The sequence below is a fragment of the Sediminitomix flava genome (assembly GCF_003149185.1).
GTDB lineage: Bacteria > Bacteroidota > Bacteroidia > Cytophagales > Flammeovirgaceae > Sediminitomix > Sediminitomix flava.
The window spans coordinates 535,479-560,026 of sequence record NZ_QGDO01000002.1 but is presented as its reverse complement, the minus strand read 5'-3'; the positions used below and the strand labels follow the sequence as shown (position 1 = coordinate 560,026).

Below are 24,548 nucleotides of genomic sequence, written 5' to 3'. Positions count from 1 at the left end.
TGAAAAGAAGGTTTAAAAGAAAGGAAATCTTCAACTCAAAATTGGTGAATGAGCCAAAGCCCATTCACCTTGAGTTTACTTGAGTTAGGATAGTCCGATATATACGTTTTCGTTTTCAATTTTTACAGGATAAGTAGCGATAGCACTTTCATTTCCATTCAAATTCTCTCCAGTTTTTAGAGAGAAAGTTTTCTTATGGAAAGGACAGGCTACCTTTGGTTCATCTCCATGTGAGCCAATCATACCTCTAGATAAGATGGCTTGCATTTTATGAGGACAAACATTTTGACATGCATACCATTCGCCTCTGCTTGTAAAGTTGAATACAGCAATTTGTAAATCACCCACCTTTACACATTCTCCTCCTTCTTTTGAGAAATCATTTACATGTCCAACGAGCTCCCACTTAGTCACTTCCGTTGAAGCTACAGTTTTATAAATAGTATCGATCATGATTCAAAATTTTAAGTCTAGAAGAATTGGATTACCACTTTACAGGTTTCTTTTGCTCTCGCATCGGCTCGAACTTGATGTTTGGATCTTTTTCGTCGCTATTCGCAAAGTGTCTGAATTTCTTACGAAGTTCTGGGTTGTTTACCACTTCAGTCCACTCACATTTGTAGACATCGATCAATTGTTGCATATCTCTTTCGAGCTCTTCACCAATTCCAAGCGAATCGTTGACAACAACATCAATTACGTAGTCGAGTCCACCTTCCAATTTGTTCATCCAAGTAGCCGTACGGTTCAATGGTTCAGCCGTTTTGATGTAGAACATCAGGAATCTGTCTAAGTATTTGATACAGTCTTCGGAAGAAATATCAGCAGCAAGTAGCTCGGCATGTTGAGGTTTCGAACCACCGTTACCACCTACGTACAAGTTCCATCCTTTTTCAGTAGCAATGATACCGAAGTCTTTACCTCTAGCCTCTGCACATTCACGGATACATCCAGAAACACCACCTTTCAATTTGTGTGGTGCACGAAGACCTTTGTATCTATTTTCTACATCGATAGCAAAAGTAACGGAGTCATGCAGACCGTATCTACACCAAGTAGAACCCACACAACTTTTGACTGTACGAAGTGATTTACCATAAGCATGACCACTTTCAAAACCAGCATTGATCAATTCTTCCCAAATATCTGGTAAATCACCTACGTGAGCACCGAACATATCGATACGCTGACCACCAGTGATTTTCAAGTACAAGTCATATTTCTTTGCGACTTGACCAAGTACAATTAGTTTGTCAGGCGTGATTTCACCACCAGCAACTCTAGGAACTACAGAATAAGTACCTCCTCTTTGGATATTTGCAAGGAATCTGTCGTTGGTATCTTGAATTGTGGCTTGCTCAGTGATAAGCTCATTCCAAGTACTCGCAAGAATAGAAGCTACAGCAGGCTTACAAGTTTCACATCCGTTACCTGTACCGTATTCTTTCAGTAGTTGGTCGTAAGTACGAATGTTTTTCACCTTAATGATACTAAGCAATTCTTGACGGCTGTAATCGAAGTGTTCACAGATTACGTTTTTCACTTCTTTACCCATTTTCTTATGAACATCCTTCATAAGATCAGTCACCATAGGAATACAACCACCACAACCTGTACCCGCTTTTGTACAAGCTTTGATTTCGTCAAGATTAGAAAGTTCTTGTTCTTCAATAGCTGAACATAGTCCACCTTTAGTCACATTTTCACAAGAACAAACTTGAGCTGTATCTGGTAAATCTGCTACGCCATTGCCAATTGGTGCTCCACCTTCACGTTGTTCAGCGATGAGATCTTCAGGGTGAGGAGGAAGAGGCATGTCGTTGAGTACCATCTGATGAAGGATATTGTAGCGAGAAGTATCTCCTACAAGAATTCCACCTAATAGCTTTTTACCATCTTCTGAAATATTTATTCTTTTATATAGTTTGTTGTATTCGTCTGCTACAACAATTGTTCTTCCTGTATTTTCTTCTAATAAAGCATCACCGAAACTACCGACATCAGTACCTACAAGTTTTAGTTTTGTAGACATGTCTGCACCAGTAAATGGAGTGAATTCTTCTTCAGCAATTTGAGAAGCTACAATTTCAGCCATATCGTAACCAGGTGCTACAAGACCGTAAATCATATCTCTATAAAGTGCAACTTCCCCTATAGCATATATACTTGGGTCACTTGTTTGTAATTGGCTATTAACCACAATACCACCACGAGGACCTACCGCTAATCCACTTTGTCTACCTAGTTCATCTCTTGGTTTGATACCTGCAGAGATAATGACCATATCGGTAGGGAGCGTTTCATCATTTTGGAATCCTAATGCTTCAATTGAACCGTTTCCTAAAACTTTCTCAGTTCTTTTAGATAAATGGAATTCAATGCCCATTTCTTCCAAACCAGATTGAAGCATTTGTGCGCCTCTATCATCCAACTGACGAGGCATCAGACGGGGAGCCATCTCGACAACCTTAGCTTTAAGCCCCATATCGATCACAGCCTTTGCAGCTTCAAGACCTAAAAGACCGCCACCAATTACTGTAGCATCTTTACATTGCTTTCCATAATCAAGAATTGCATCAAGGTCTTCTAGGGTTCTGTATACAAAAACACCTTTCTTATCAACTCCCGGAATTGGAGGTACAAAAGCAGATGAACCAGTAGCGAGTACTAGGTGATCATAACTTAATTCTTGTCCGTCATGTGTTTTAATAGATTTATCTTCTCTATTAATATCTGTGACAAGTGTTCCTGTGATCAGTTCGATGTCATTTTCTTCATACCATTTTCTAGAAGCCATAAATAGGTCTTCTTTATTTTTAGATTGGAAGTAGTCACTTAGGTGTACCCTGTCATAAGCAGGAAGTACTTCTTCTCCGAAAACGGTAATTTTTATTTGACTGCCTTTTACTTTGGCTCTGATTTTCTCACAGAATTTATATCCCACCATTCCATTCCCTACAACGATTACATGCTTCATGTGCTTTTGAATTTAGAAGTTGAACCTGTCTTTTACGTAGTTTTTTTATTTAATTTTTAAATTAAATACGTAATATTACTTAAATTTACTTACATTTAAGGAAGAAATGCAAGTAACTACTCAAAAAATCACTCAAAATGATGAAGAATAAATACGCAAAGCTCACTTTGGTGGGTGCAGGACCCGGAGATGTAGACCTTATAAGTGTAAAAGGAATAAAAGCATTGGAAGCTGCAGATGTAGTTTTATATGATGCTTTAGTTAATCCTAAGTTATTAGATTATGCTACTAAGGCGATCAAGATATTTGTAGGGAAGAGAGCTGGAGATCATTATAAGTCTCAAGATGAGATTAATGAGTTGATTATTGAGAATGCTTATGAGCATGGACATGTAGTAAGATTAAAAGGTGGTGATCCTTTGGTTTTTGGTAGAGGACAGGAAGAAATAATTGCCGCATCAGCACATGATATTCCAATAGCAGTAGTGCCAGGTATTAGTAGTGTGACGAGTGCTCCGTCTTCAATTGGAATTCCAATTACAAGAAGAGGAGTGAGTGATAGCTTTTGGGTGATTACAGGAACAACACAGTCAAACTCGCTATCGAAAGATTTGAATTTGGCAGCGCAGTCTTCAGCTACAGTAATGGTTTTAATGGGACTTAGAAAGTTATCTCTGATTGTACAACTCTTTAGTATGTACAGAGATGCCGATGAGCCAGTGGCAATTGTTCAGAATGCTACTTGTGAAAACCAGAAACATGTGGTTGGAACACTTTCAGATATAGAAGAACTAGTTGAAAAAAATAAGATAGGAACTCCAGGAATTATCATGATAGGGGAGGTGATCAAACATAGGACACCTTCGGAATTAGTAGAGCTATGTAATGTTCAAAGACAAAATTGATAGAGAGTAATTTTATAGAGTAAGGGCGGCGTGTTACGCTGCCCCTACCTCATTATCTATCTCGTGGTAAAAAATAAATTAATTAGTATTGAGTAGTAGAAAGGGAACAGGGCTTTGCTCTGTTTTCCTTTTTTTAGTTTATAGTGACTTATGTATAAACTAATTTTGAATCTATTTTATTTTAAACTTCCTTTTACAGTAGGTAAAGTAGTTCATTTACTTTCTTGTAGTCTTCATTTTTTGTCTTGACACAAAAAACGAAGCAAAAAAAGTCAAGTCCCATTCAATCGTCCTCCCCACATTCAGCCCAAGCTACGCACGATGGGACAAACCGCCCTATTATACGTGTTTGCGGGTTGTTCGCCACAAAAGCGGAGAAGCGAATGCAAGTGGGCTGACCGTTTTTTATGTGGCTTGATTTTCTTTGGTTCGTTTCTTTGATCAAGCAAAGAAATGAACACTAACATTTGAATAAGAAAGACAATACCCTCTGTGAATGGATTAGTATGAATGGAAAACAAACATATTTTCTTTCGCTAACCTTCTTAAAAAACTCTCACTTCCACCAACTCACCTTCTTTAACTTCAGCCTGTTCAGCAGAGATATACACATACCCAGAAGAGTTTATAAATGAACGTAGCATAGAAGAGGCTTGCTTACCCATCACACTCACTTTATGATTTTCTATTTTAGCCTTTAAAAATTGAGCACGATCTCCCTTTTTCTTAAAATCATGAGCTAAGGGAATAAGAAAAGTGCTTAACTCTTTGAATCCATTTCCTGAAAATTGATGAAGAGCAGGAAGGACATACTCATAAAAACAAGTAAGAGATGCTGCGGGATTTCCAGGAAGTGCAAAAACGTAGCAGTCGTTTAGTTTTCCGAAGAATAATGGCTTACCTGGTTTTTGTTTCACTTTATAAAAAATCTCTTGACAGCCTAACTCTCGAAGACTACTCCCTATATAATCATAATCACCAACTGATATTCCTCCAGAAAGTAAAAGGAAATCCATTTCGGTCGTAGCTTTAGAAATTGCTTCCATCACTTTGATTTTATTATCTGGAAGATGTTGAACTGAGGCTACAGGAAAGTTTGTATTTTCGACGGCTGCTTTCAGTCCTAGCGAATTTGATTCATAAATTTGACCGAACTCTAATTCTTGACCTGCTTTTATGAGTTCATCTCCATTAACGAAAATGCTGATTTGTGGCTGTTTTTGAACGCATAATTCAGTTATTCCGAAAGATGCGATAAAACTCAGTGTTTCGGGGGTGAGTAAAGTACCTTTAGCTACAGCTACTTCTCCTTTTTGTATCTGCTCTCCGATAGGTCGGATATTTTGCATTGCTTTCAATTCTTGTGCATCAAAACGGACTAAGCCATTTTCCTCTTTTGCTTTTTCTTGTACGATAATAGCATCAGCACCATCGGGGATAGGAGCCCCTGTAAATATTCTAATAGCCTTTCCTTTTTCTAATTTTTCTAACTTGGTATGACCTGCAGGAATAATAGTCTGAATTTCAAATATTTTTTCGTCACTAAAATCTTCAATGTTGATAGCATATCCATCCATTGCTGATTGGGCAAAAGGAGGGAGTGAAATATTTGCATGTAAATCTTTGGCTAATATGTAGTTGAGTGTTTTTTCAATTGGTAAATTGAGGTGCTTATCAGATGTTTTTATATGCTGTTTAACTAATTCTTTAGCTTCTTCCACTGAGATCATAGTGTGTATATATTTTGAGTGATTGATTATTATTTTTTAATAAAAGTACGTATTATTACGTATAAATAAAATAAGTTGTTTATGGATTGTATCAGTTGCGAAAATACAAATTGCCTTATTAAACAAAGTTGCTTTACTACTAATATAGCCGAGGAAGACCTCTTTATCAATGCGATTAGGTGCAAAAAAGGGCAAACATTTATATTAGAAGGAAGTCCTATTTACGGTTTGTACTTTATTCAGAGTGGTAGAGTAAAAGTGAGTACAACAGGTTATCAAGGGAAAGAACAAATTCTTCGTTTTGCAGGAGAAGGGGAAGTCCTTGGGCACCGAGGCTTTGGGGTGAGCGAAATATACCAAGTGAGTGCTACTACTTTGGAAGATAGTGTGATCTGTCACGTTTCAAATAGTAATCTCGAATCCCTTTTTGCTAAATATCCTGAGTTCACCTTTAATATGATGCAGTTTTATGCACAAGAGCTGAATAGAAGTGAAACTAAGGTTAGAAAGTTGGCTCAAATGAGTGTTCGTGAAAAGGTGATTGATACTTTATTGTATATCAACCGCAAATTTGGACACAATTATGCCTATATGAGTTTGGAGCTTTCTAGGAAAGAAATTGCGGATTATGCAGGTACTACGGATGAACAAGTTATTCGAATAATATCGGCACTTAAAAAAGAAAAGTTAGTGATCTCACAAGGTCGTAAAATTGGAATTCCTGATGTAGATCTTTTGAAAAGAGAGATTGCGGAACATAATTTTTACCTAGATTCTTAGCTTTATGACTGAAATGATGTACCAACAGATATAAACTCAGACTATGATATAAAATAGTCTGAGTTTTTTTTATCTAAATATGTAGATGGACAAATGTTTTTAGTATTAAAAATACTGTTTTTAGAGTTGCTATAAGAACTCATAAATGTAGGAGAGAGTCTAAAGACTCCTGCTTTCATCCTCAAATCCTTAGATCACTTCGTTAACTCTAAGGATAGTTACACTCGTTTTCTTATGTCCTAGTACTTAGATAGAATAGAAAATCCTTATTTAGCGGTAGAACTACTTATATTGAAAGCTGTTGATAATAAGGGTATTACTTACTTTTTTGACTAAAACTGCTAATTCGCAGAATTATTTGGGATAAAAAGCCCGTCATCTACTGAATTTTAACATAGGAACGATCTACGTACCACTATAACTTTGTAACAGAAAGTTCAATCAAATCTTGCTATCTCAAAGTTGATGGCTTGAGAGTAAGAAAATTAAAACGGTGGTATGTTAAAGAAAGAACTCTATATTTTTTCAATTTCTCATCAATCAGCTTCTGTAGAGCTTAGAGAAAAGTTTTCTATTTCAAAGACAGAAACAGCAGACTTTCTACGTAAACTCAAAGAAGTTTTAGGGATAGAAGAAGCAATTGTTTTATCTACTTGCAATCGAACAGATATCTATTACTTGCACCCAATCGGGATGCGTTCTGCAATCTTGAAATTTATTTGTGCTTTTAAGACTGCAGGAGAATCTGATGTGTACAAAAAGTATGTTTTCAGTTGTCAGGGCGATGATGCTTTAAAATACCTTTTCCGTTTAAGTATTGGCTTAGAATCTCAAATCTTCGGAGACCTTCAAATCTATTCGCAACTAAAAGATGCATACCAATTAGCAACTGATGCAGATATGGTGAAAAGCTATTTACACCGTTTAATGCACTCCATCTTTTATACGCACAAACAGATTTTGAATCAGACCTCTTTCCAAGAAGGAGCACTTTCAGCGTCTTATAATACAGCCAAGAAAATCAATCAATTGATTGAAAGTCGATCTGATAAAATGGTCAATGTGTTGGTTATTGGTGCTGGTCAGATGGGGAAAGACCTTTGCGATCACTTGGCAAAGTTTGGAATTGAAAATGTAGCAATTACAAATCGAACATTAGAAAAAGCTAAGGCTATTGCTGATGCATATGATTTTGCCATTTTTCCTTTTGATGAGCACAAAGACTTAATTCCACATTTTGATATCATAGTGAGTACGATTGAACAAGGAAGTTTCCTGTATCAGAAATCAGACTTTTTAAATGCAACGACTTTAGCTGTTTTTGATTTGGGAGCACCTCGAACGGTTTCTCCTGAGGTGGCGGAGCTTTGTGAGTGTTTTTATGATATCGACCAAATTGCGGCTTTAACAGAAACGACTTTGGCTTTCAGAAAAAATGAAGTACCCAAAGTAGAACAACTTATTGACGAAGCTGTCGAGCAATTTAACCTTTGGTTGGATGAATCTTCGTTTACGCCTACCGTTCGCCAATTTAAAGAAGCCTTGGAAGAACTTCGTAAGTCGACACTTTCAAATTATATGAAAGAAATGTCTACAGCAGATTATGAAGTAGTAGAAGAGGTGACTTCAAAAGTGATTCAAAAAATAATAAATATACCAGTAGTTCAATTGAAAACTGCTTGCCAACGGGGTAATGTTGAACAATTGAATCAGTCTCTTAAAGAGCTATTTATGCTGGATGAAAATCAATTCTCAGAAACTAAATCCTAAACATTATGAGTTTTTTCAAATCATTATTCGGTAAAAAGAAGAAAGAAGTAGTAGAAGAAGGTCCGATCTCTACAAAGCAGAAAGAGCTAGTACAAAGTACTTTTGCCATTGTAGCACCTATTGCAGACAAAGCTGCCGAGATTTTTTACAATAAGCTTTTTGAACTAGATCCTGCACTTCGTCCACTTTTTAAGGGCGATATGTCTGAGCAAGGTAATAAGTTGATGACAATGCTTGCAGCTGCTGTGAAAGGACTTGATGATTTAGGAGCCTTAGTTCCTGTAGTACAAGATTTAGGTAAAAGACATGTTGACTATGGCGTAGAAGATTCACATTACGATACTGTAGGAGCAGCCTTACTTTCTACCCTAGAAGTAGGATTGGGTGAAAATTGGAATGAAGAGGTAAAAGAAGCGTGGACAACAGTTTATACTGTATTGGCTACAACTATGAAAGACGCTGCGGCTACTGTAGAAACCGTCTAATTTTTTTCAATACAAAATACATTTTTATGATCTCATCTACTTACAACAAATTTCTATTAGGCATCAGCTGTGTACTAACTTTAGGAGCCTGCCAACCCTTACCTGAAGAAACAGCTGAAGCAAGTACTGATAAAGTTTACTCTATTGAGGAAGCTTTCGAAATCGTAGCTAAGGAAAACGATATTGCCCGAACCCTTTACACCAAAGCAATTGTAGGGGCAGGGAAGAAAAAAGGATTGAAATTCGATGAGGACTGGGAGAAAGACCATGTAGAAGCAGGTCCGCTACCAGCACTATTTTTAAGAGGAATTGCAGGAGATATCCGTAAAAAAGGCGAGGTACCTTTGGGCTTGTTCTTAGGTTCTGATTTTCCGATTCGTAAATCGAATAAATTCAAAGGAAAACAAGCAGAGCTATTTGCTGAAATGAGAAATGACTCTGTTCCGAAGTTTTTCTTTGACGAAGAAAATCAGCTCTATACTGCCATGTTCCCCGATTTCGCTGCAGCAACTCCTTGTGTGAGTTGTCATAATGATCATCCTGAAACTACAAAAACAGATTGGAAGATGGGAGACATCCAAGGTGCAACTACTTGGACTTACCCTAAAGATTCTGTTTCCTTCAAAGAATTAAAAGAAATAATTATGGCTTATCGTGGTGGTGCAACGGCAACGTTCAACGAGTATATCGCGAAGACAAAGTCATTTAAAGAGAATGAAATTCCTAATGTAGGTGAGTTATGGCCTACGGCGGGGTATCAGATTCCGAGTTCGGAGGTATTTATTGATAGTGTGGCTATCCTAACATCTGAAGAAACCCTAGAAGGTATTCTTCAACTCTAAAACTAGAAAAAACCAATTCAATATAACTAACAAGAGATAGTCCAGATTAACTGAGCCTCCTTTTCCAAGGAGAAGGAGGCTATTTATCCCCGAAAAATCATGAATACAAAACGCTATTTGAGTATCGGAGGGACTTTATTTATCCTCTTTCTGCTTCAAGAAATATTTGAGTTGAGGTGGGTAGCTTTGGAAGAACTTCAAGAAACACAATCATACAGAAGATGGTCTGGTTTAGGATTATTCCTAATCATTGCTTTCCAATGGACATTAAGCTTAATTCGTGTTGTTCCATCTTGGCAGACGTTATCCATAACCTTTAAAAGCATTCATAATTGGCTAGGGGCTTTTACACCTTTGCTATTTTATGTACACTCTATGCATTTGGGTTTTGCTTACCTGTTTGTACTTAGCTTGACTTTCTTTGGCAATTTCATTCTAGGTATGTTTAACCTCGATGTCCTCAAATCCCGATCTCAAGTCCTATTTCAAGGTTGGATGATCCTTCATGTAGCCTGTTCTTTCTTTATCACATTCCTCACGGTCTATCATATCTGGATCGTATTCTATTATGAATAAAAAATAATAAACGCGACAACACATCATGGAAAGAATTACTAAACTCAAAATTGTAGATGTAATACAAGAAACAGCCGATGCTGTGAGTATACATTTCAAGCAACCCTTCTTCAAGAAAATCAAATATACCTCAGGTCAATTCCTTACACTATTGGTAGAAATAGATGGAAAGGTAGAACGAAGATGCTATTCGTTAAATTCTGCACCCAAGATTGATAAAACAGTAAGTGTAACGGTTAAGCGAGTAAAAGACGGGAAAGTATCAAACCATTTATTTGAAAATGTAAAAAAGGGAATGAGCATGAAAGTGCTTTACCCCATGGGAAGTTTTACAACCGAACCTAATTTAAAAAACAAAAGACATATCGTGCTCTTTGGAGCAGGAAGTGGTATTACTCCACTCATCTCAATTTTGAAAACCATTTTGCACGGCGAACCTCAAAGCATTGTATCACTATTCTACGGAAACAGAGATGTAGAATCGATCATCTTTAATAAAGAATTAAACGATTACAAATCTCAATTTGAAGGAAGGTTAAATCTGATTCATATTCTTGAAAGTCCAGGTGATTTTGAAGAATGCTACAAAGGCAGAGTTGAAAGAACTCAAGTACCCGAATTACTTTCTCAGATTCCAAAGTGGGAGGCAGAAAAAACAGAATACTTTATTTGTGGTCCTTCGGGAATGATGAATGAGGCTGAAGAAGGTCTTAAGTCTGCAGGTGTAGAATCGAAACAGATTCACATTGAAAGATTTTCTGCTCCGCCAGCCGAAGCAGTAGCCAAGAAAAAGCAAGAGGCACAAGATATCCAACTTATTCTGAAGAATAATACACACAAAATCCATGTAAAGGCAGGGCAAAATATCTTGGACGCTGCTTTAGATGCTAAACTCAAAGTACCTTATGTATGCTTAGACGGAATTTGTGGAAGCTGTAAGGCAAACTGTACTTCTGGAGAAGTAAAAATGAGAGGTGGGCATGTACTTTCAGAAGCAGATATAGAAGCTGGCTATGTTTTGCCATGTATCAGTCATCCTACTTCTGAAGAAGTGGTGATTGAATATGCTTAAACAAGAAAAAACTATCGTAGAGACGTCGATTTATCGCGTCTTTGGGTATGAGTTAGACGCGATAAATCGACTTCTCTACATGTAAATTCTATAAAATATTTCAGATCGATTTTTTTCAAACTTCTTAAGAACAATCTTATGCTGTGGGGCGATATCGGACATTTTGGATTAATATTCAGTTTTGTAACGGCTATTCTTATCGTTGGAATCTATGCCTATGCGAATGCGGCAACTACCAATAAAAAAGAATGGTTGGGCTTTGCTCGTGTACTCACACTCACTCATGCTTTTGCGGTCTTCACAGCAGTGATTGTTCTTTTTTTTCTAATACTACTACACAAATACGATTACCATTATGTTTGGCAACACTCCTCGAACCGTTTGCCACTCCACTTTATGATTGCCTGTTTCTGGGAAGGGCAGGAAGGCAGTTTCCTCGTTTGGATTTTTTGGAATGTAATCATCGGCTTTATTCTTCAGCGAACAGCTAAAGAATGGGAGGCCCCCGTGATGACTATTTTTTACACCATTCAGACGCTGCTATGCAGTATGCTTTTGGGGATTTATTTCTCAGATGATTTCAAAATCGGAAGTTCTCCTTTTGTGTATTTGTATGATGTGATCGAACCAATAAAAGGAGCAGAGGGAATCATCCCTACAGACGGAAATGGTCTTAACCCATTATTACAAAATATCTGGATGGTCATTCATCCACCCATTATCTTTTTAGCTTATGCAATGGCTGCTGTGCCATTCTGTTATGTTATTGCCGCTTTATTCAACAAGCAAATTTCAACTTGGATTTCTAAGACAAAAGTTTGGTTTCTGAGCACAACAGGTATTCTCGGATTGGGTATCATGATGGGAGCCTATTGGGCTTATGAAACACTAAACTTTGGTGGATATTGGAATTGGGATCCTGTAGAAAATGCTGTTTTTATTCCTTGGTTAGTAATGCTCGCAGCTGTACACAGTCTTTTTCTGTATGTGAAAAAAAAGAAAGCTTTACTGCTCACTCACATTCTGAGTATTGCTAGCTTTATATTAGTTGTGTATGCCTGTTTCCTCACAAGAAGCGGAATACTTGGAAATGCTAGTGTTCACTCTTTTACAGACTCGGGACTTTCATCCCAATTGCTGATTTTTTTACTTTTAAGCATTTTCATACCCTTTACTTTACTCTACTTCAGACGAAACTTATTTACCAATAATAATTCTGATGAAGTAAGTTGGAAGAGTTTTGAACTGTGGATGACATTAGGCATCGGACTTTTATGTTTATCTGCTTTTCAAGTATTGTTGCCAACTTCAATTCCTGTTTATCAACAATTGATGTTAGAATTTGGAGTAGATACCAAAATAGCTCCTCCATCTGATCCTGTTGCATTTTACTCTAGTTATCAGCTTTGGTTTGCCATCTTATTTTGTGTGCTGTCTGTTATAGGGCAGTTAGTCTATCGAAAGTTATTATCTGATTTGTCAAACTTGGAAAGAGTCTTAGGCTTTCCACTCATTTTTTCACTCTTGATCGCTTCTATTTTGTTGTTTGTTTTTCAGATGACAGATTGGAAGTATATACTACTATTTAGTGCCGCCCTTTTTGGGCTTACTCTCAATTTCAATTTTATCTACCAGCAGTTACAGGGGAATATTCTTACTGCTGGTGGGGTTTTTTCACATCTCGGTTTTTTCCTTATGCTTATCGGATTTATTTTCTCTGCTGGGCATGCTAAGTTATTGACCCAAAATGTACGACTAGCCGAAAATAATGAGCATATTTTTCAAGAAAATATCTTACTGAACAGAGGGCAATTTAAGTCTATGTCAGATTATTTGGTACGCTATGTAAATGTATGGCGAACGGATATTTCTCAATCCGTGAAGTATTTGGAAGAAGACTTACTCGCTACCAATCATGCAGATGTTTTTCTACTAAAAGAAGATCAGTTCAATGAGGGCAGTTTGGTCGGTTTGAAAGGAGATACCGTAATACTTGATCCCGAAAATAGATTTTTTGAAGTAGAGCTAAAAAAAGAAGGGAAAAGTTATACGCTATTTCCTCGGATGCAGAACAATCCTAAAATGGGATTTGTAGCATCTCCATCTATTCAGTCTTATTGGAATAAAGACATTTATGTACATGTGAGTAATTTCCCCGATCCCGAGAAAGTAGAATGGTCTACACCTCAAACAATTGATTTGAAAAGAGGAGATCAGTTTTCATATCAAGGATTGAAAATAACTTATGAAGGCTTAAAGCCTCTTCAAGAAATGGTCGGGATTCAACTACAAGAATCGGACTTGGGACTTCAATCTATTTTTACAGTAGAAGATCAAGGAAATGAGTATCAAGCAGCTTCTCAGTTTTTGATCAGAAATAATCGAATTCAACTTATAGAAGATCATATCCAAGCTTTAGGGTTAAAACTATTGACGACCCAAATTGATCCGCAAACAGGAAGTATTGCATTAGAAGTTAAGCATAGTCAAAGGGATTGGATCGCAATTAAAGCACAAGAAATGCCCTTTATTTCATTGGTTTGGCTTGGAACACTGATCATGTGTTTTGGAATCGGATTATCTGTCGTCGGTAGCTTGGCTCGAGTTGCACAGCCCCGTCGTTTAGCATTAGAATTAGTAAAGTAGAAATGCCGATTTATCGCGTTTTACATAACAAAAGACATAAAAAAATGATAACAATAAGTAGAAAAAGAAGGAGACAGTGGATAGGTTTTGCTGTCGGACTTTTTATCACAAGTATCTGTTATGTGGTATTATCTCTTCCTATCAATGAACAATTTTTATCGAAAGGCCCGATGAATACGGGGCATGAAGAATTGAGCTGTGAATCTTGTCATACACCTTCAAGAGGAAATACGTTTCAGCAGTTACAGGCAAATATTATGTTTACGGTTGGTCTTCGTAAGACAGAAGCTAATTTTGGAAGTGAAAATGTAGATAATAAAAAGTGTTTGGAATGTCACGAAAGAGCAAATGACAGACACCCTTTACATCGTTTTGAAGAACCAAGATTTGCCGAAGCTCGAAAAGAATTGGGCGTGACTTATTGTGAATCTTGCCATGAAGAACATAATGGTGTGCGTGTCACTCAAGTAAATGTAGGTTATTGTCAGAGTTGTCATGAAGATACAGAACTAAGCAATGACCCTTTAGAGATTTCTCATAAAGACTTGATAGCAGAAGAACAGTGGACAACCTGTTTGCAGTGCCATGATTTTCATGGGAATCATATTTATCATGCAGCAGAGAGTATGGCAGACACCATCCCGATGATTGCCCTGAAAGAATATTTTGATGGAGGAGAATCACCTTATGCAGGTATCAAAAAGTTTTATGCTTTGAGCGAAGAACTTTGGGCGCAAGAGCAGCTAAAAACCAAGTAGAGATTTGCTAAATTTAGGAATGAAAACAGAGTCAATTTTTCAAAGAAAAAGCTCAAATTAGTGTGTACTAGTTTGAGCTTTTATTTTTTCGGTTTCTTATAATTTGAAATATTCTAATCCTTTTTTTGCGATTAGTTCACCTCCAGCTTCTTGTACAAAATGTCCTCCATTTTCAATTTCTAAAGGTTCGGGACAGCCTTTGATGAGAGCCTTCATATGTTGCATGACAACAGGGCCAAGCATTTTATCTTTCATCCCTACTGCCATAAAGGTTTCTCCATTCCATTTTGAAGCCCAAAATTCAGCGGCTTTTAATGAAATATCTACGCCTTCCAAGTGAGGTTCTTGTGCTACTAAAACAGGGAATTTTCGGACTCCAGCTTTATATGTTCTGTCGGGGAATGGAGCTTCATAAGCAGCCGCATCTTGTTCGCTGATGCCAGGTGCGTGTTTCTGAAATATGGTAGCTAAATCTACATTTTCGGGCTTTACGATTGCATCCATCCACTCAGCAAATACAGGTCCTGCTGGTTTCCCATTTATAAGAGCGGTATTCATAATTAATAAACGTTTGAAGCGATCTTCCATTTCCATTGGCAATGTTAGACCTAATAAACCACCCCAATCTTGAACAACTAATGTGATATTTTGAAGATCTAATCGCTCAATAAACTTTAGCAGATAATTTCTGTGGAAATGGAAAGTGTACGTGTCTTCGTCTACAGGTTTGTCAGATTTACCAAAACCTAATAAGTCGGGTGCTATAACTCGTCCTTTTTCAGCGAATACAGGAATCATTTTTCGATACAAAAAACTCCAACTCGGCTCTCCGTGAAGTAACAAGAATACATTTTCAGCATCTTTTTTTCCTTCATCTACATAATGAATTCTTAGATTTTTATAGCCCTCTAAATCATCAATATAATTAGGTGTGAAGTCGTAATTTGGTAGGTTTTGAAATCTTTCTTCGGGTGTACGTAGTGCTTTGATCATGATTATTTGTTTTATCAGAATACAAATTTACGCAACCTATTTAGTCGAGATGTAAGACATATGTCCAAAAAACAATAAATAGAAAGATCATTTTGTATCCGAATCAATACAGAGCCAACATTTGTGATAAAGCAAGCGTATAAGTCTCCATTTGAAATTTTATATCGCTCTAAAGACTTATAAATTCAAATACCGATTTCAAATGAAAAAACAGCTATATAGTAAAGAAAATCTAGCGGCATATCTTCGCGCTTTTGAAATTCTTACAGAAACAGATATTGATGCTTTTCTAAGATTAGTAGAACCCTCGCACCTCAAAAAAGGAGATTTTCTTATTAAAGAAGGGGAGGTCAGTAATTATATTGCATATATCCAATCGGGTATTTTTCGATCATTTTATCATTCTTCAGAAGAGGAGGAAGTAACCTTCTGTTTTACTTTTCAAAATCAGATCATTACTGCTTATACGTCTTGGATTTCTCAAGAAGTATCGAGAGAAAATATCCAAGCACTTAGCAAAACAGATTTATTCGTGATTTCTAAAGAGAATGCGAATCTCTTGGAAGAGGAATATCCGAATTGGGTAAAATTCTTCAAGCACATTGCTGAACAAGAATATATAAACCTTGAAAAACGAGTCTATCTTTTACAAAGGGAAACTGCGGAAGTCCGATATCAAGACTTAATAAAAAATTATCCAGAATACTTTCGTTCAATCCCTCTTCATTATCTGGCTTCTTATTTGGGAGTCACCCAACGTCATTTGAGTAGAATACGAAAGAACATCGTTTTTTAGACATATGTCCTCACAAACAGAAGAATACTGTCCGTAACTTTGCAGTGAAATCAGGTGAATAAATCATCTGCTACTAAACAACAAACAAGCATCAAATGAAAATTTTACATTTAGTATTTCACCCAAACCTAGAGAATTCGAGAGTCAATAAAACTTGGAAAGAGCAGTTACAAGAAAGTGGAAAGGTCACGACTTCTCGCGATATGTATAAAGAGTACCCAGACTTTAAAATTGATGTAGAAAAAGAGCAGGAGTTATTATTAGCTCATGACCGTATTGTGATTCAATTTCCGTTGTATTGGTACTCGATGACTCCTCTTTTGAAACAATGGCTAGATGATGTACTTACCTATAATTTTGCCTATGGTAGCAAAGGAATTAAGCTAAAAGATAAAGAGTTACAAATTATTTTGTCGGCAGGTGGTTCAAAAGAGAACTTCTCTGGCTTTGACAAATTCTGTACAATATATGATTTGCTAAAACCTTTTGAGCTTACAGCAAACCTTACCAAAATGAAATACTTGGTTCCTGTTTGGATGTACAGAGCCGATGCTGTTTCTGAAGAAATTATTAAGCAATACGGACAAAAATGGGTTGAAATCATTGATGACCCCAAACGTTCAAATCCGATTGAATCTATGAATGAGCAAATGGATTCAGAAACGGATGAGTTTTATGAGCAGCTCTCTTAAAAAAAAGTATAGTTGAAGTTTAAGTAAAAGTCCAAACAAGTATCAGTACTCGTTTGGGCTTTTGTTTTTATTTGATGTTTCTAGTTAGAAAATAGTTATCTACCACAAGGGAAATATTCCCTTTATTCTCTTTCTAGATTTCGATTAGTTTAAAGGTGAATTTTTTAACTTTAATTCGTTGTATGAATCATTCGATTTTTAAAAAAAATCGCAATATTATACATGCTTAACATATCATACAACACTAGAATAATGGAACATCAAAACAACAGTTTTCTTCTTGGTGAGAAGGTCTATCTAAGAGCCTTTGAAGAAGGGGACGAAACGATGATTGCTCGAATTGAGAATCATCCAGATCCGCGAACAACACTTTTTTATGCACTTCCCACTTCAGTAAAACAACAACTCCACAAAACAGAGAAACAGCTTTCAGATCCAAACAGTATTTTATTTACCATATGCAGTAAGCATAATGATGTAGCGATTGGGCAAACAGCTTTTTTCCGCATTGATTGGATTGGGCGTATGGCAGTTTTCTATATCGGTATTGCAGACAAAGAGAATTGGTCAAAAGGTTATGGTTCTGAAACTGTAGCGCTAATGCTTGAATATGCTTTTGATACGCTCAACTTAAACAGAGTTCATTTGCATGTAGCAGCAGAAAATAAAGCCGCTGTAGCTGTATATAAAAAATGCGGTTTTATTCAGGAAGGTACACTCCGAGAGGCCATGTTTAGAAATGGACAATATTCCGATTTTTATGTGATGGGATGTTTAAAGAAAGATTGGAAAGAAGTCCAAACAGCGTCACTTCAGAATTATACCTCAGACAAAAGAACTCAACTGAATTAAAAAGTTGACAAAAAGAACATACTGCTAAAAGAAATAACCTATAACAAACACATCAAATGAAAAAGACAATTCTATTTGCTATACTAATTCTGATTTTTGGCTGTCAAGAAAAGACACAGAATACAAACAAGCTTTTTGATGCTGAACCTGAAGTTAGGGTGCGTATCATAAATACACTCAGTGAAATTAATGTAGCCTTACATGACAAATGGACGGTAAAGATCGATGATTCATCGGAGGCTATGAGTTTTAGTAATGGCGATTCGCTAAAACTAAGTGCTGTTGATGGAAAAATTACATTCTCAGCCAATGGAAAAAACCTCGCTACCGAGATAGATCATCTTAAAATTAATGGCATAAATAAATCTTCAACATTAGAAATTGCCGATGTTCCTTACGGAATTGGCTGGTGGTGGGCTGGAAAGCAGAACAGAATTTATGAAGGTGATATGCATATATATGTCGGAATGGATAATACTTTGGAATGGGTTGTAAAACTTCCGCTCGAAGAGTATCTCAAAGGAGTTGTACCTTACGAAATTGGAGGAGATTCACCTCTTGAGGCGCTTAAAGCACAAGCAGTAGCTGCTCGTTCGGAAGCAATTATTGCCTTAACCTCAGGTTTGTACAATGGTGAGTATCATGACCTAACTTCTGATGTAGAGTGTCAAGTTTTTAGCGGAAACAACAAACGAACGACTGAATCTGACTTGGCAGTGACTGAAACAGCTTCTGTTATTATTTCGGAAGAAGGAAAGCCGATGAATGCTTATTATGCTTCAAATTGTGGTGGACATAGTGAGCTTATTGAAAATGTTTGGCCTGACCGTCCAAGAATGGCTTCTTACGCATTGGCGGTCACAAATGATGTCAAAGCTGCAGCACTTGATCTTAGTAATGAGAAAGTAGCACAAGATTGGATAAACTCAGAACCTAAAACATATTGTAATCCAAATTTGGGTATTGAGCTACCTCTTTATAGTCAACAGAATTTCCGTTGGAAAAGAGCGTATACAAAAAAGGAAATGAGTGAAATGCTTTCTACCGATAAAGACTTAGGAGAGTTTAAAGAGTTGGTTGTAAAGAAGCGAGGTGTTTCGGGCAGAATGTATTTAGCGGATTTTGTATTTGAGAAACAAACAATAAGTGTTGAAGGGGAGCTATCGATACGTCAGATGTGGAAACCTGCACTGCGTAGCGCCGCTTTTTATATTGAAGAAAACGATGATAGTTACACTTTGATAGGAGCAGGTTGGGGACACGGCGTAGGAATGTGTCAATCGGGAGCTGTTAGTATGGCAAAACAAGGGAAAGAGTATAGTGAAATACTGCAGCATTATTACGCAAAAGCTGATTTGCTTGATATTTATTAATGACGTAGAAAGCTAAGAAGGTTAGTTTTTGTCCTTTGTATTTCTCTAAAACATAAAAGAAAGCTGAGTCTATTCCTTACATAAGGAAAGCTCAGCTTTTTTATAGGACAGATAGACTTTAATATAAGTTTATGATCTTACTAGAATAACTTGTTTTCTAGCAGTAAACTTTTTTTGTACAATCAGCAGTTTAGCAGACCTAAATTCCCTTAGTTGTTTGTCGCAGTAAATCAATCCACCATTTGGCGATTTATACATGTGATAGTTTTGATTTCCTTTTTTTCCAATATACTTCAAGTTGTCCAAGCTGTAATCTTGATCACCAACTTTGATCGTCATATCTCTATTGTTTGGGGCAAGTTTTACGACACACCTCTTTACAGATGCTTTTTGTCTGTGGAATTCTACCTTTCTGTTTTGAGCTTCTCCATTTGCGATATAAGATTTGTTGAATCCTTTCACTTGTGCAAATGACATGATAGATAGAAGGCTAAAAATAGCCAATAGTACAGTTTTTTTCATGATTAAAGTTTGGTTGGCGCTCCAATCGGAAGACCTAGTTTGTTTATTTTTCAATGTCAACCCAATGAAGTACTTGGGCAGGTAAGTAATAGCACAAAGGACTATAAATCCTTTTTCCAATGCGTCCAAATGAATTAACCCGTCAGATTTGGACGTCCAACTAGGCATGTTATAACTGAATCGTATTTAGTTGTACGTTTGATTTATCGGTGTTTTTCGATGTATTTAATCGAGTCTGATATCTTTTCAGAAAGGGAGATTTTGAAATCTCGCCTTAAGTTAAATTAACCAAAATATAACCCACTACTATTTAAAATTCCTTAGAGTATTTCAATGACTTTAAATGTTAACACTTGTTCCGATAGTTTAGCCTGTTAACGACTTTGAAGCTGCGTCTTGTCTTTGTGTATATCATAAAACAAACAAGCAACTATTAAACCTTTGACTTTTCAAAGTGACCTTCTAAAGGTTAGAATATCGATGATTTTGGTGGGACTTAATTATTACGAATGAACAAGACAAATGCTATCAAAGGATTAACGAGTATCGTGGTGATACTTTTTATAACTATCTCATGCAATAATAAAGAACAAGATTATCAAGCACCTGTAGTCTCTACTATAGAAGCTAAAAGCAAAGACGTTGAGATATTTGGGAATTATGTAGGACTTACGCGAGCCTTTCAAGAAGTTGAAGTTAGAGCAAGGGTAAGTGGATTTTTGGAAAAAGTAGCCTTCAAACAAGGAGGAAAGGTCAAAAAAGGAGACCTACTTTATGAAATTGATGAAAGACAGTACAAAGCAGAAGTAAATAGAGCAATTGCTCAAGTAAAATTAGATGAAGCGGGGGCTGTAAAAGCAGAACGTGATTTGACGCGTTTGAAGCCTTTGATTGAGGATAATGCCGTTTCACAAGCCGATTTTGATAATGCTGTGGCAGCAGATGCCTATGCTAAAGCCAATGTAAATAAGAGTAAGTCTGATCTAGCTTTGGCGCAATTAGATTTAAGTTTTACAAAAATAACATCGCCTACAGATGGTTATATCACAGAGTCTTTGGTGGATTTGGGTACGCTAGTGGGTACAGGAGGTAAGTCTCTTTTGGCTACTGTGGTAAAGACAGATCCTATGTTTGTTAACTTTTCTATGACAGCTTTAGATTATTTGTCTTCGAAAAGAAGAAATATGTCTGAAGAAAATGGAATGGATAAAGACCTCATCAAAGAAGTGGTTTCGATCACTCTTGCAGATGGTTCAGCGTATGAGTTGAAAGGCGATTTGAATTTCGCAGAACAGAAAATTGATCCAGAAACAGGTACTTACAGTGTACAGGCTGTATTCCCAAACCCAGATGGTGTATTGCTTCCAGGGCAAGCTACAAAAGTAAATATCCTATTGGCAATTATGGATGAAGCTGTGGTCGTTCCTCAGCGTACCATACAAATTGAAGATGGTGGTCCGTATATCTATGTCGTAAAAGAAGATCAGACCGTAGAGAAAAGATTTGTACAACTTGGAGAGCAGGTTGGTAGCAATACGATTATTCAGAAAGGAATTATTGCGGGTGAGCAAGTAATCACTGAAGGTGTACACAAGGTACGCATAGGTCAGAAAGTAGCAGTTAGAAATAACGTTTACTCCAAAGATAAAAAGGAGGTGAGCAATGAATAGTTCTTACTTCATTGATAGACCGGTACTTTCATCGGTTATCTCTATCCTCATCTTTTTAGTAGGTCTAATTTCTCTTAAGTTATTGCCTATTGATCAGTATCCAGAAATTACTCCACCTCTTATTCGAGTGAGTACCTCTTATCCTGGGGCTGATGCAAAGACCTTAACCGAAGCTGTAGCAACGCCTATCGAACAGCAGCTAAACGGCACGCCAAACATGTTGTACATGGAGTCGACCTGTAACAACAGTGGTGGTCTTACGATAATGATTACATTTGATGTAGGAACTGACCCTGATTTGGCAGCTGTAGAAGTACAAAACCGTGTAAACTTAGCGCAGTCTCGTTTGCCTGGAGAAGTAATTCTTAATGGTATCAATATTGAAAAAAGATCACCTTCTCAGTTATTGACGGTATCTCTGACATCAGATGACCCGAAGTTTGATGAAACTTATCTGAGTAACTTCGCCACATTGAATGTACTCGATATCATCAGACGTGTAAAAGGTGTAGGGCGTGTTGCCAACGTGGGTAGCCGTTACTATTCGATGAGAATCTGGATGAAGCCCGATTTGTTGGCTGCTTATAAGTTGACAGTTTCTGATGTGACGAGTGCGATCAAAGATCAGAACCGTGAAGCTGCCGCAGGTTCTTTAGGACTTTTGCCTAACGATGGAGGGATTGATATGACGCTTCCAATTACGACAAAAGGACGTCTTTCTACAGAACAAGAATTTGGAGATATCATTATCAAAGCCAATCCTGATGGTTCGATCATTAGAGTAAGAGATATCGCAGATATTGAATTGGGTTCAAACAGTTATTCGCAAGAGTCTGGTTTGAATGCAGGAAATGCAGCCATGCTAGATGTATTTATGCTACCTGGTTCAAATGCGGTAGAAGTTGCAGACAATGTAAAGAGCACCGTTGAGGAATTGAGTAAAGCTTTCCCCGAAGGGATTGATTATGAATTTTCATTCGATATTACTTCTTATATCAAATCTTCGATCAATGAGGTTTATATCACGTTGTTAGAGGCAATTTTGCTTGTAATCTTGGTAGTTTATTTATCCTTGCAAAGTTTTAGAGCAACCTTGATTCCTGCTATTGCCGTTCCAATTTCTTTGATTGGTACATTCTCGGTAATGTACATGCTCGGTTTTTCAATTAATACATTATCCCTTTTAGGATTGGTACTGGCTATTGGTATTGTAGTAGATGATGCCATTGTCGTAGTAGAAAACGTAGAGCGGATTATGGCTGAAGAGAAGATTGGAGCAAGAGCTGCAACACATAAGGCCATGAAAGAGCTTTCGGGTGCATTGGTAGCTACTTCATTGGTATTGGCGGCGGTATTCGTTCCTGTAAGTTTCTTAGGGGGTATTTCTGGGCAATTATTCCAACAGTTCTCCGTGACGATTGCAGTTTCGGTATTGATTTCTACGATAGTTGCTTTAACGCTTTCACCAGCTTTATGTGCTATTCTGATGAAGCCTAAGAAAGAAGGCAACAAAAATATTGTATTTAAGAAGATTGACCAAGCCCTTGATTTTGGGAATAATAAATATACAGGTTGGGTAAAAAAAGTATTAGGCAATAAAAAGAGAGCTTTAGTAGGTTTCGGAATGACAGTCGTGTTTATCTCTTTATTCGCGAAAGTTATTCCTACGAGTTTCTTGCCTAGAGAAGATCAAGGATTCTTTACCGTAAACTTTGAATTACCTGATGGTTCATCTTTCCCTCGTATGAGTGAGGTAGTCGATAGAGCTGAAGAGTACATCCTTCAACATCCTGCCGTAGCCTTTACACAACACTTGAAAGGTGCAGGAGGGCAGTCGAGAGGACAGATTATTGTCATCTTGAAAGATTGGGAAGAAAGACAAAGTCATGAGTTGCATGTCGATCAAGTGATGGAAGATATTCGTCAAGAATTTTTCAATTATCCTGAAGCGATTGTACGTGTGATCAGTCCTCCAATTATTCCAGGTTTGGGTGAAGGAGGTGGTTTTGAACTGAAAATGCAAGACCGATCGGCAGGGAACTTCCAAGTATTGGCAAACGCAGTTGATTCACTTTTATATCATACCGAACAACGAAAAGAATTGACAAATGTAACTTCCAATCTTCAAAATAACATTCCTTCGTTATACTTTGATTTGGATAGAGATAAAGCAAAGCTTTTGGGTATTCCGTTATCAGAAGCATTCAGTACATTGAGAGCATTCTTGGGGTCTATTTATGTCAATGATTTCAATATGTTCAACCGTATTTATAGGGTAAATATCCAAGCCGATGCTCAATACAGATTGAAGCCAAGAGATTTGGATATGCTTTATGTGAAAGCCAATAACGGAAAGATGGTTCCGATAACTTCCATCGGACAATTAAAAATGGCAGCAGGACCTGGAGTGATCACTAGGTTTAATATGTTTAATGCCGTTACGGTCACTGGTATGGCATCGCCAGGTTACAGTTCTGGTGAAGCAATGAAGGCCATCGAAGAAGTTTTTGATGAGCATATGCCAGATGGTATTGGCTATGAGTGGAGTGGTGTTTCATTCCAAGAAAAAGAAGCTGAAGGCCAGTTGCCGATTATTATGGCTTTAGTACTTCTATTCGTATTCCTTTTCTTGGCAGCACAATATGAAAGTTGGTCTATTCCTTTGGCGGTATTACTGTCGTTACCTATTGCCGTTCTGGGGGCTTTCAGTGGTGTTTGGTTGAGAGGTTTAGAAAATGATGTCTATTTCCAAATTGGTTTGGTAGCCTTGATCGGTTTGGCGGCAAAAAATGCCATTCTGATTGTAGAGTTTGCCAAAGAAGAATATGAAAAAGGAATGCCTTTGAAAGAGGCGGCTATCCAAGCGGCAAGTCTACGTTTTAGACCTATCGTGATGACTTCATTGGCATTTGTCTTGGGTATGATTCCTTTGGTTATCGCATCGGGAGCTGGTGAAGCAAGTAGACATTCAATTGGTACTGGAGTATTTACAGGAATGCTAGCGGCAATTAGTATTGGTATCCTGTACGTGCCATTCTTCTTCTACCTAATTGGGCAGATGCAAGAGAAGTGGTTCCCTCATAAGTCTAAAGAAACACTCACAGCCTAA

The 24,548-nt window shown here is 37.2% G+C and carries 20 protein-coding genes; 15 read left to right on the top strand and 5 right to left on the bottom strand.

Going from position 1 to position 24,548, the window contains the following annotated elements; all coding sequences use genetic code 11:
• Positions 1-84: 84 nt before the first annotated feature.
• Positions 85-453, bottom strand: coding sequence for a nitrite reductase small subunit NirD (gene nirD / locus BC781_RS09455; RefSeq protein WP_109616995.1), 369 nt, complete (start codon positions 451-453; stop codon positions 85-87).
• A 31-nt stretch (positions 454-484) separates the two neighbouring features.
• A complete protein-coding gene (gene nirB / locus BC781_RS09450; RefSeq protein WP_109616994.1) occupies positions 485-2,977 on the bottom strand; it encodes a nitrite reductase large subunit NirB in 2,493 nt (830 codons plus the stop codon).
• 137 nt (positions 2,978-3,114) lie between these two features.
• Between nirB and cobA the strand changes: the two genes are divergently transcribed.
• A complete protein-coding gene (gene cobA / locus BC781_RS09445) occupies positions 3,115-3,882 on the top strand; it encodes a uroporphyrinogen-III C-methyltransferase (protein ID WP_211323716.1) in 768 nt (255 codons plus the stop codon).
• 545 nt (positions 3,883-4,427) lie between these two features.
• On the opposite strand, the gene BC781_RS09440 is transcribed toward cobA, so the two are convergent.
• Positions 4,428-5,612: a molybdopterin molybdotransferase MoeA gene (locus BC781_RS09440; RefSeq protein ID WP_109616993.1), complete on the bottom strand. Its 1,185-nt coding sequence runs from the start codon at positions 5,610-5,612 to the stop codon at positions 4,428-4,430.
• An 81-nt stretch (positions 5,613-5,693) separates the two neighbouring features.
• Between BC781_RS09440 and BC781_RS09435 the strand changes: the two genes are divergently transcribed.
• From BC781_RS09435 to BC781_RS09400, 8 genes are all read left to right on the top strand, one after another.
• Positions 5,694-6,392, top strand: a complete 699-nt coding sequence (locus BC781_RS09435) for a Crp/Fnr family transcriptional regulator (protein ID WP_109616992.1) — start codon at positions 5,694-5,696, stop codon at positions 6,390-6,392.
• Positions 6,393-6,890: 498 nt separating this feature from the next.
• Positions 6,891-8,162 (top strand): glutamyl-tRNA reductase, encoded by a 1,272-nt coding sequence (hemA, locus tag BC781_RS09430; RefSeq protein WP_109616991.1) that lies wholly within the window; start codon positions 6,891-6,893, stop codon positions 8,160-8,162.
• Between the two features lie 5 nt (positions 8,163-8,167).
• Positions 8,168-8,647 carry a globin family protein gene (locus BC781_RS09425; protein ID WP_245935602.1) on the top strand — a complete coding sequence of 160 codons (480 nt, stop codon included), beginning with the start codon at positions 8,168-8,170 and terminating at the stop codon, positions 8,645-8,647.
• 26 nt (positions 8,648-8,673) lie between these two features.
• Complete coding sequence (locus BC781_RS09420; RefSeq protein WP_109616990.1) at positions 8,674-9,489, top strand: c-type heme family protein; 816 nt, start codon at positions 8,674-8,676, stop codon at positions 9,487-9,489.
• Between the two features lie 99 nt (positions 9,490-9,588).
• Complete coding sequence (locus tag BC781_RS09415) at positions 9,589-10,065, top strand: hypothetical protein (RefSeq protein WP_109616989.1); 477 nt, start codon at positions 9,589-9,591, stop codon at positions 10,063-10,065.
• 25 nt (positions 10,066-10,090) lie between these two features.
• Positions 10,091-11,137 carry a ferredoxin--NADP reductase gene (locus tag BC781_RS09410; RefSeq protein ID WP_109616988.1) on the top strand — a complete coding sequence of 349 codons (1,047 nt, stop codon included), beginning with the start codon at positions 10,091-10,093 and terminating at the stop codon, positions 11,135-11,137.
• Positions 11,138-11,275: 138 nt separating this feature from the next.
• Complete coding sequence (gene ccsA / locus BC781_RS09405) at positions 11,276-13,783, top strand: cytochrome c biogenesis protein CcsA (protein WP_109616987.1); 2,508 nt, start codon at positions 11,276-11,278, stop codon at positions 13,781-13,783.
• 44 nt (positions 13,784-13,827) lie between these two features.
• Positions 13,828-14,541, top strand: a complete 714-nt coding sequence (locus BC781_RS09400; RefSeq protein ID WP_109616986.1) for a cytochrome c3 family protein — start codon at positions 13,828-13,830, stop codon at positions 14,539-14,541.
• Positions 14,542-14,637: 96 nt separating this feature from the next.
• Here BC781_RS09400 and BC781_RS09395 read toward each other — a convergent pair whose 3' ends face one another.
• The gene (locus tag BC781_RS09395) at positions 14,638-15,534 is read right to left on the bottom strand and encodes a haloalkane dehalogenase (protein ID WP_109616985.1); all 897 of its coding nucleotides are present in this window, start codon (positions 15,532-15,534) and stop codon (positions 14,638-14,640) included.
• Positions 15,535-15,736: 202 nt separating this feature from the next.
• Between BC781_RS09395 and BC781_RS09390 the strand changes: the two genes are divergently transcribed.
• The 4 genes from BC781_RS09390 (at position 15,737) to BC781_RS09375 (ending at position 19,247) form a co-directional block, all read left to right on the top strand.
• On the top strand, positions 15,737-16,330 hold the full coding sequence (locus BC781_RS09390; RefSeq protein WP_109616984.1) for a Crp/Fnr family transcriptional regulator: 594 nt from the start codon (positions 15,737-15,739) through the stop codon (positions 16,328-16,330).
• Between the two features lie 95 nt (positions 16,331-16,425).
• A complete protein-coding gene (locus BC781_RS09385; RefSeq protein ID WP_109616983.1) occupies positions 16,426-17,022 on the top strand; it encodes an NAD(P)H-dependent oxidoreductase in 597 nt (198 codons plus the stop codon).
• A 252-nt stretch (positions 17,023-17,274) separates the two neighbouring features.
• Positions 17,275-17,874, top strand: a complete 600-nt coding sequence (locus BC781_RS09380; RefSeq protein WP_158281434.1) for a GNAT family N-acetyltransferase — start codon at positions 17,275-17,277, stop codon at positions 17,872-17,874.
• A gap of 56 nt (positions 17,875-17,930) precedes the next feature.
• Positions 17,931-19,247 (top strand): SpoIID/LytB domain-containing protein, encoded by a 1,317-nt coding sequence (locus BC781_RS09375; RefSeq protein ID WP_109616981.1) that lies wholly within the window; start codon positions 17,931-17,933, stop codon positions 19,245-19,247.
• 129 nt (positions 19,248-19,376) lie between these two features.
• Here BC781_RS09375 and BC781_RS09370 read toward each other — a convergent pair whose 3' ends face one another.
• On the bottom strand, positions 19,377-19,769 hold the full coding sequence (locus tag BC781_RS09370; RefSeq protein WP_146201662.1) for a hypothetical protein: 393 nt from the start codon (positions 19,767-19,769) through the stop codon (positions 19,377-19,379).
• A gap of 509 nt (positions 19,770-20,278) precedes the next feature.
• On the opposite strand from BC781_RS09370, the gene BC781_RS09365 reads away from it, so the two are divergent.
• Both BC781_RS09365 and BC781_RS09360 read left to right on the top strand, forming a co-directional pair.
• The gene (locus BC781_RS09365; protein ID WP_109616979.1) at positions 20,279-21,439 is read left to right on the top strand and encodes an efflux RND transporter periplasmic adaptor subunit; all 1,161 of its coding nucleotides are present in this window, start codon (positions 20,279-20,281) and stop codon (positions 21,437-21,439) included.
• Positions 21,432-24,548 carry an efflux RND transporter permease subunit gene (locus BC781_RS09360; RefSeq protein WP_109616978.1) on the top strand — a complete coding sequence of 1,039 codons (3,117 nt, stop codon included), beginning with the start codon at positions 21,432-21,434 and terminating at the stop codon, positions 24,546-24,548. The genes BC781_RS09365 and BC781_RS09360 overlap by 8 nt, the downstream gene beginning before the upstream one ends.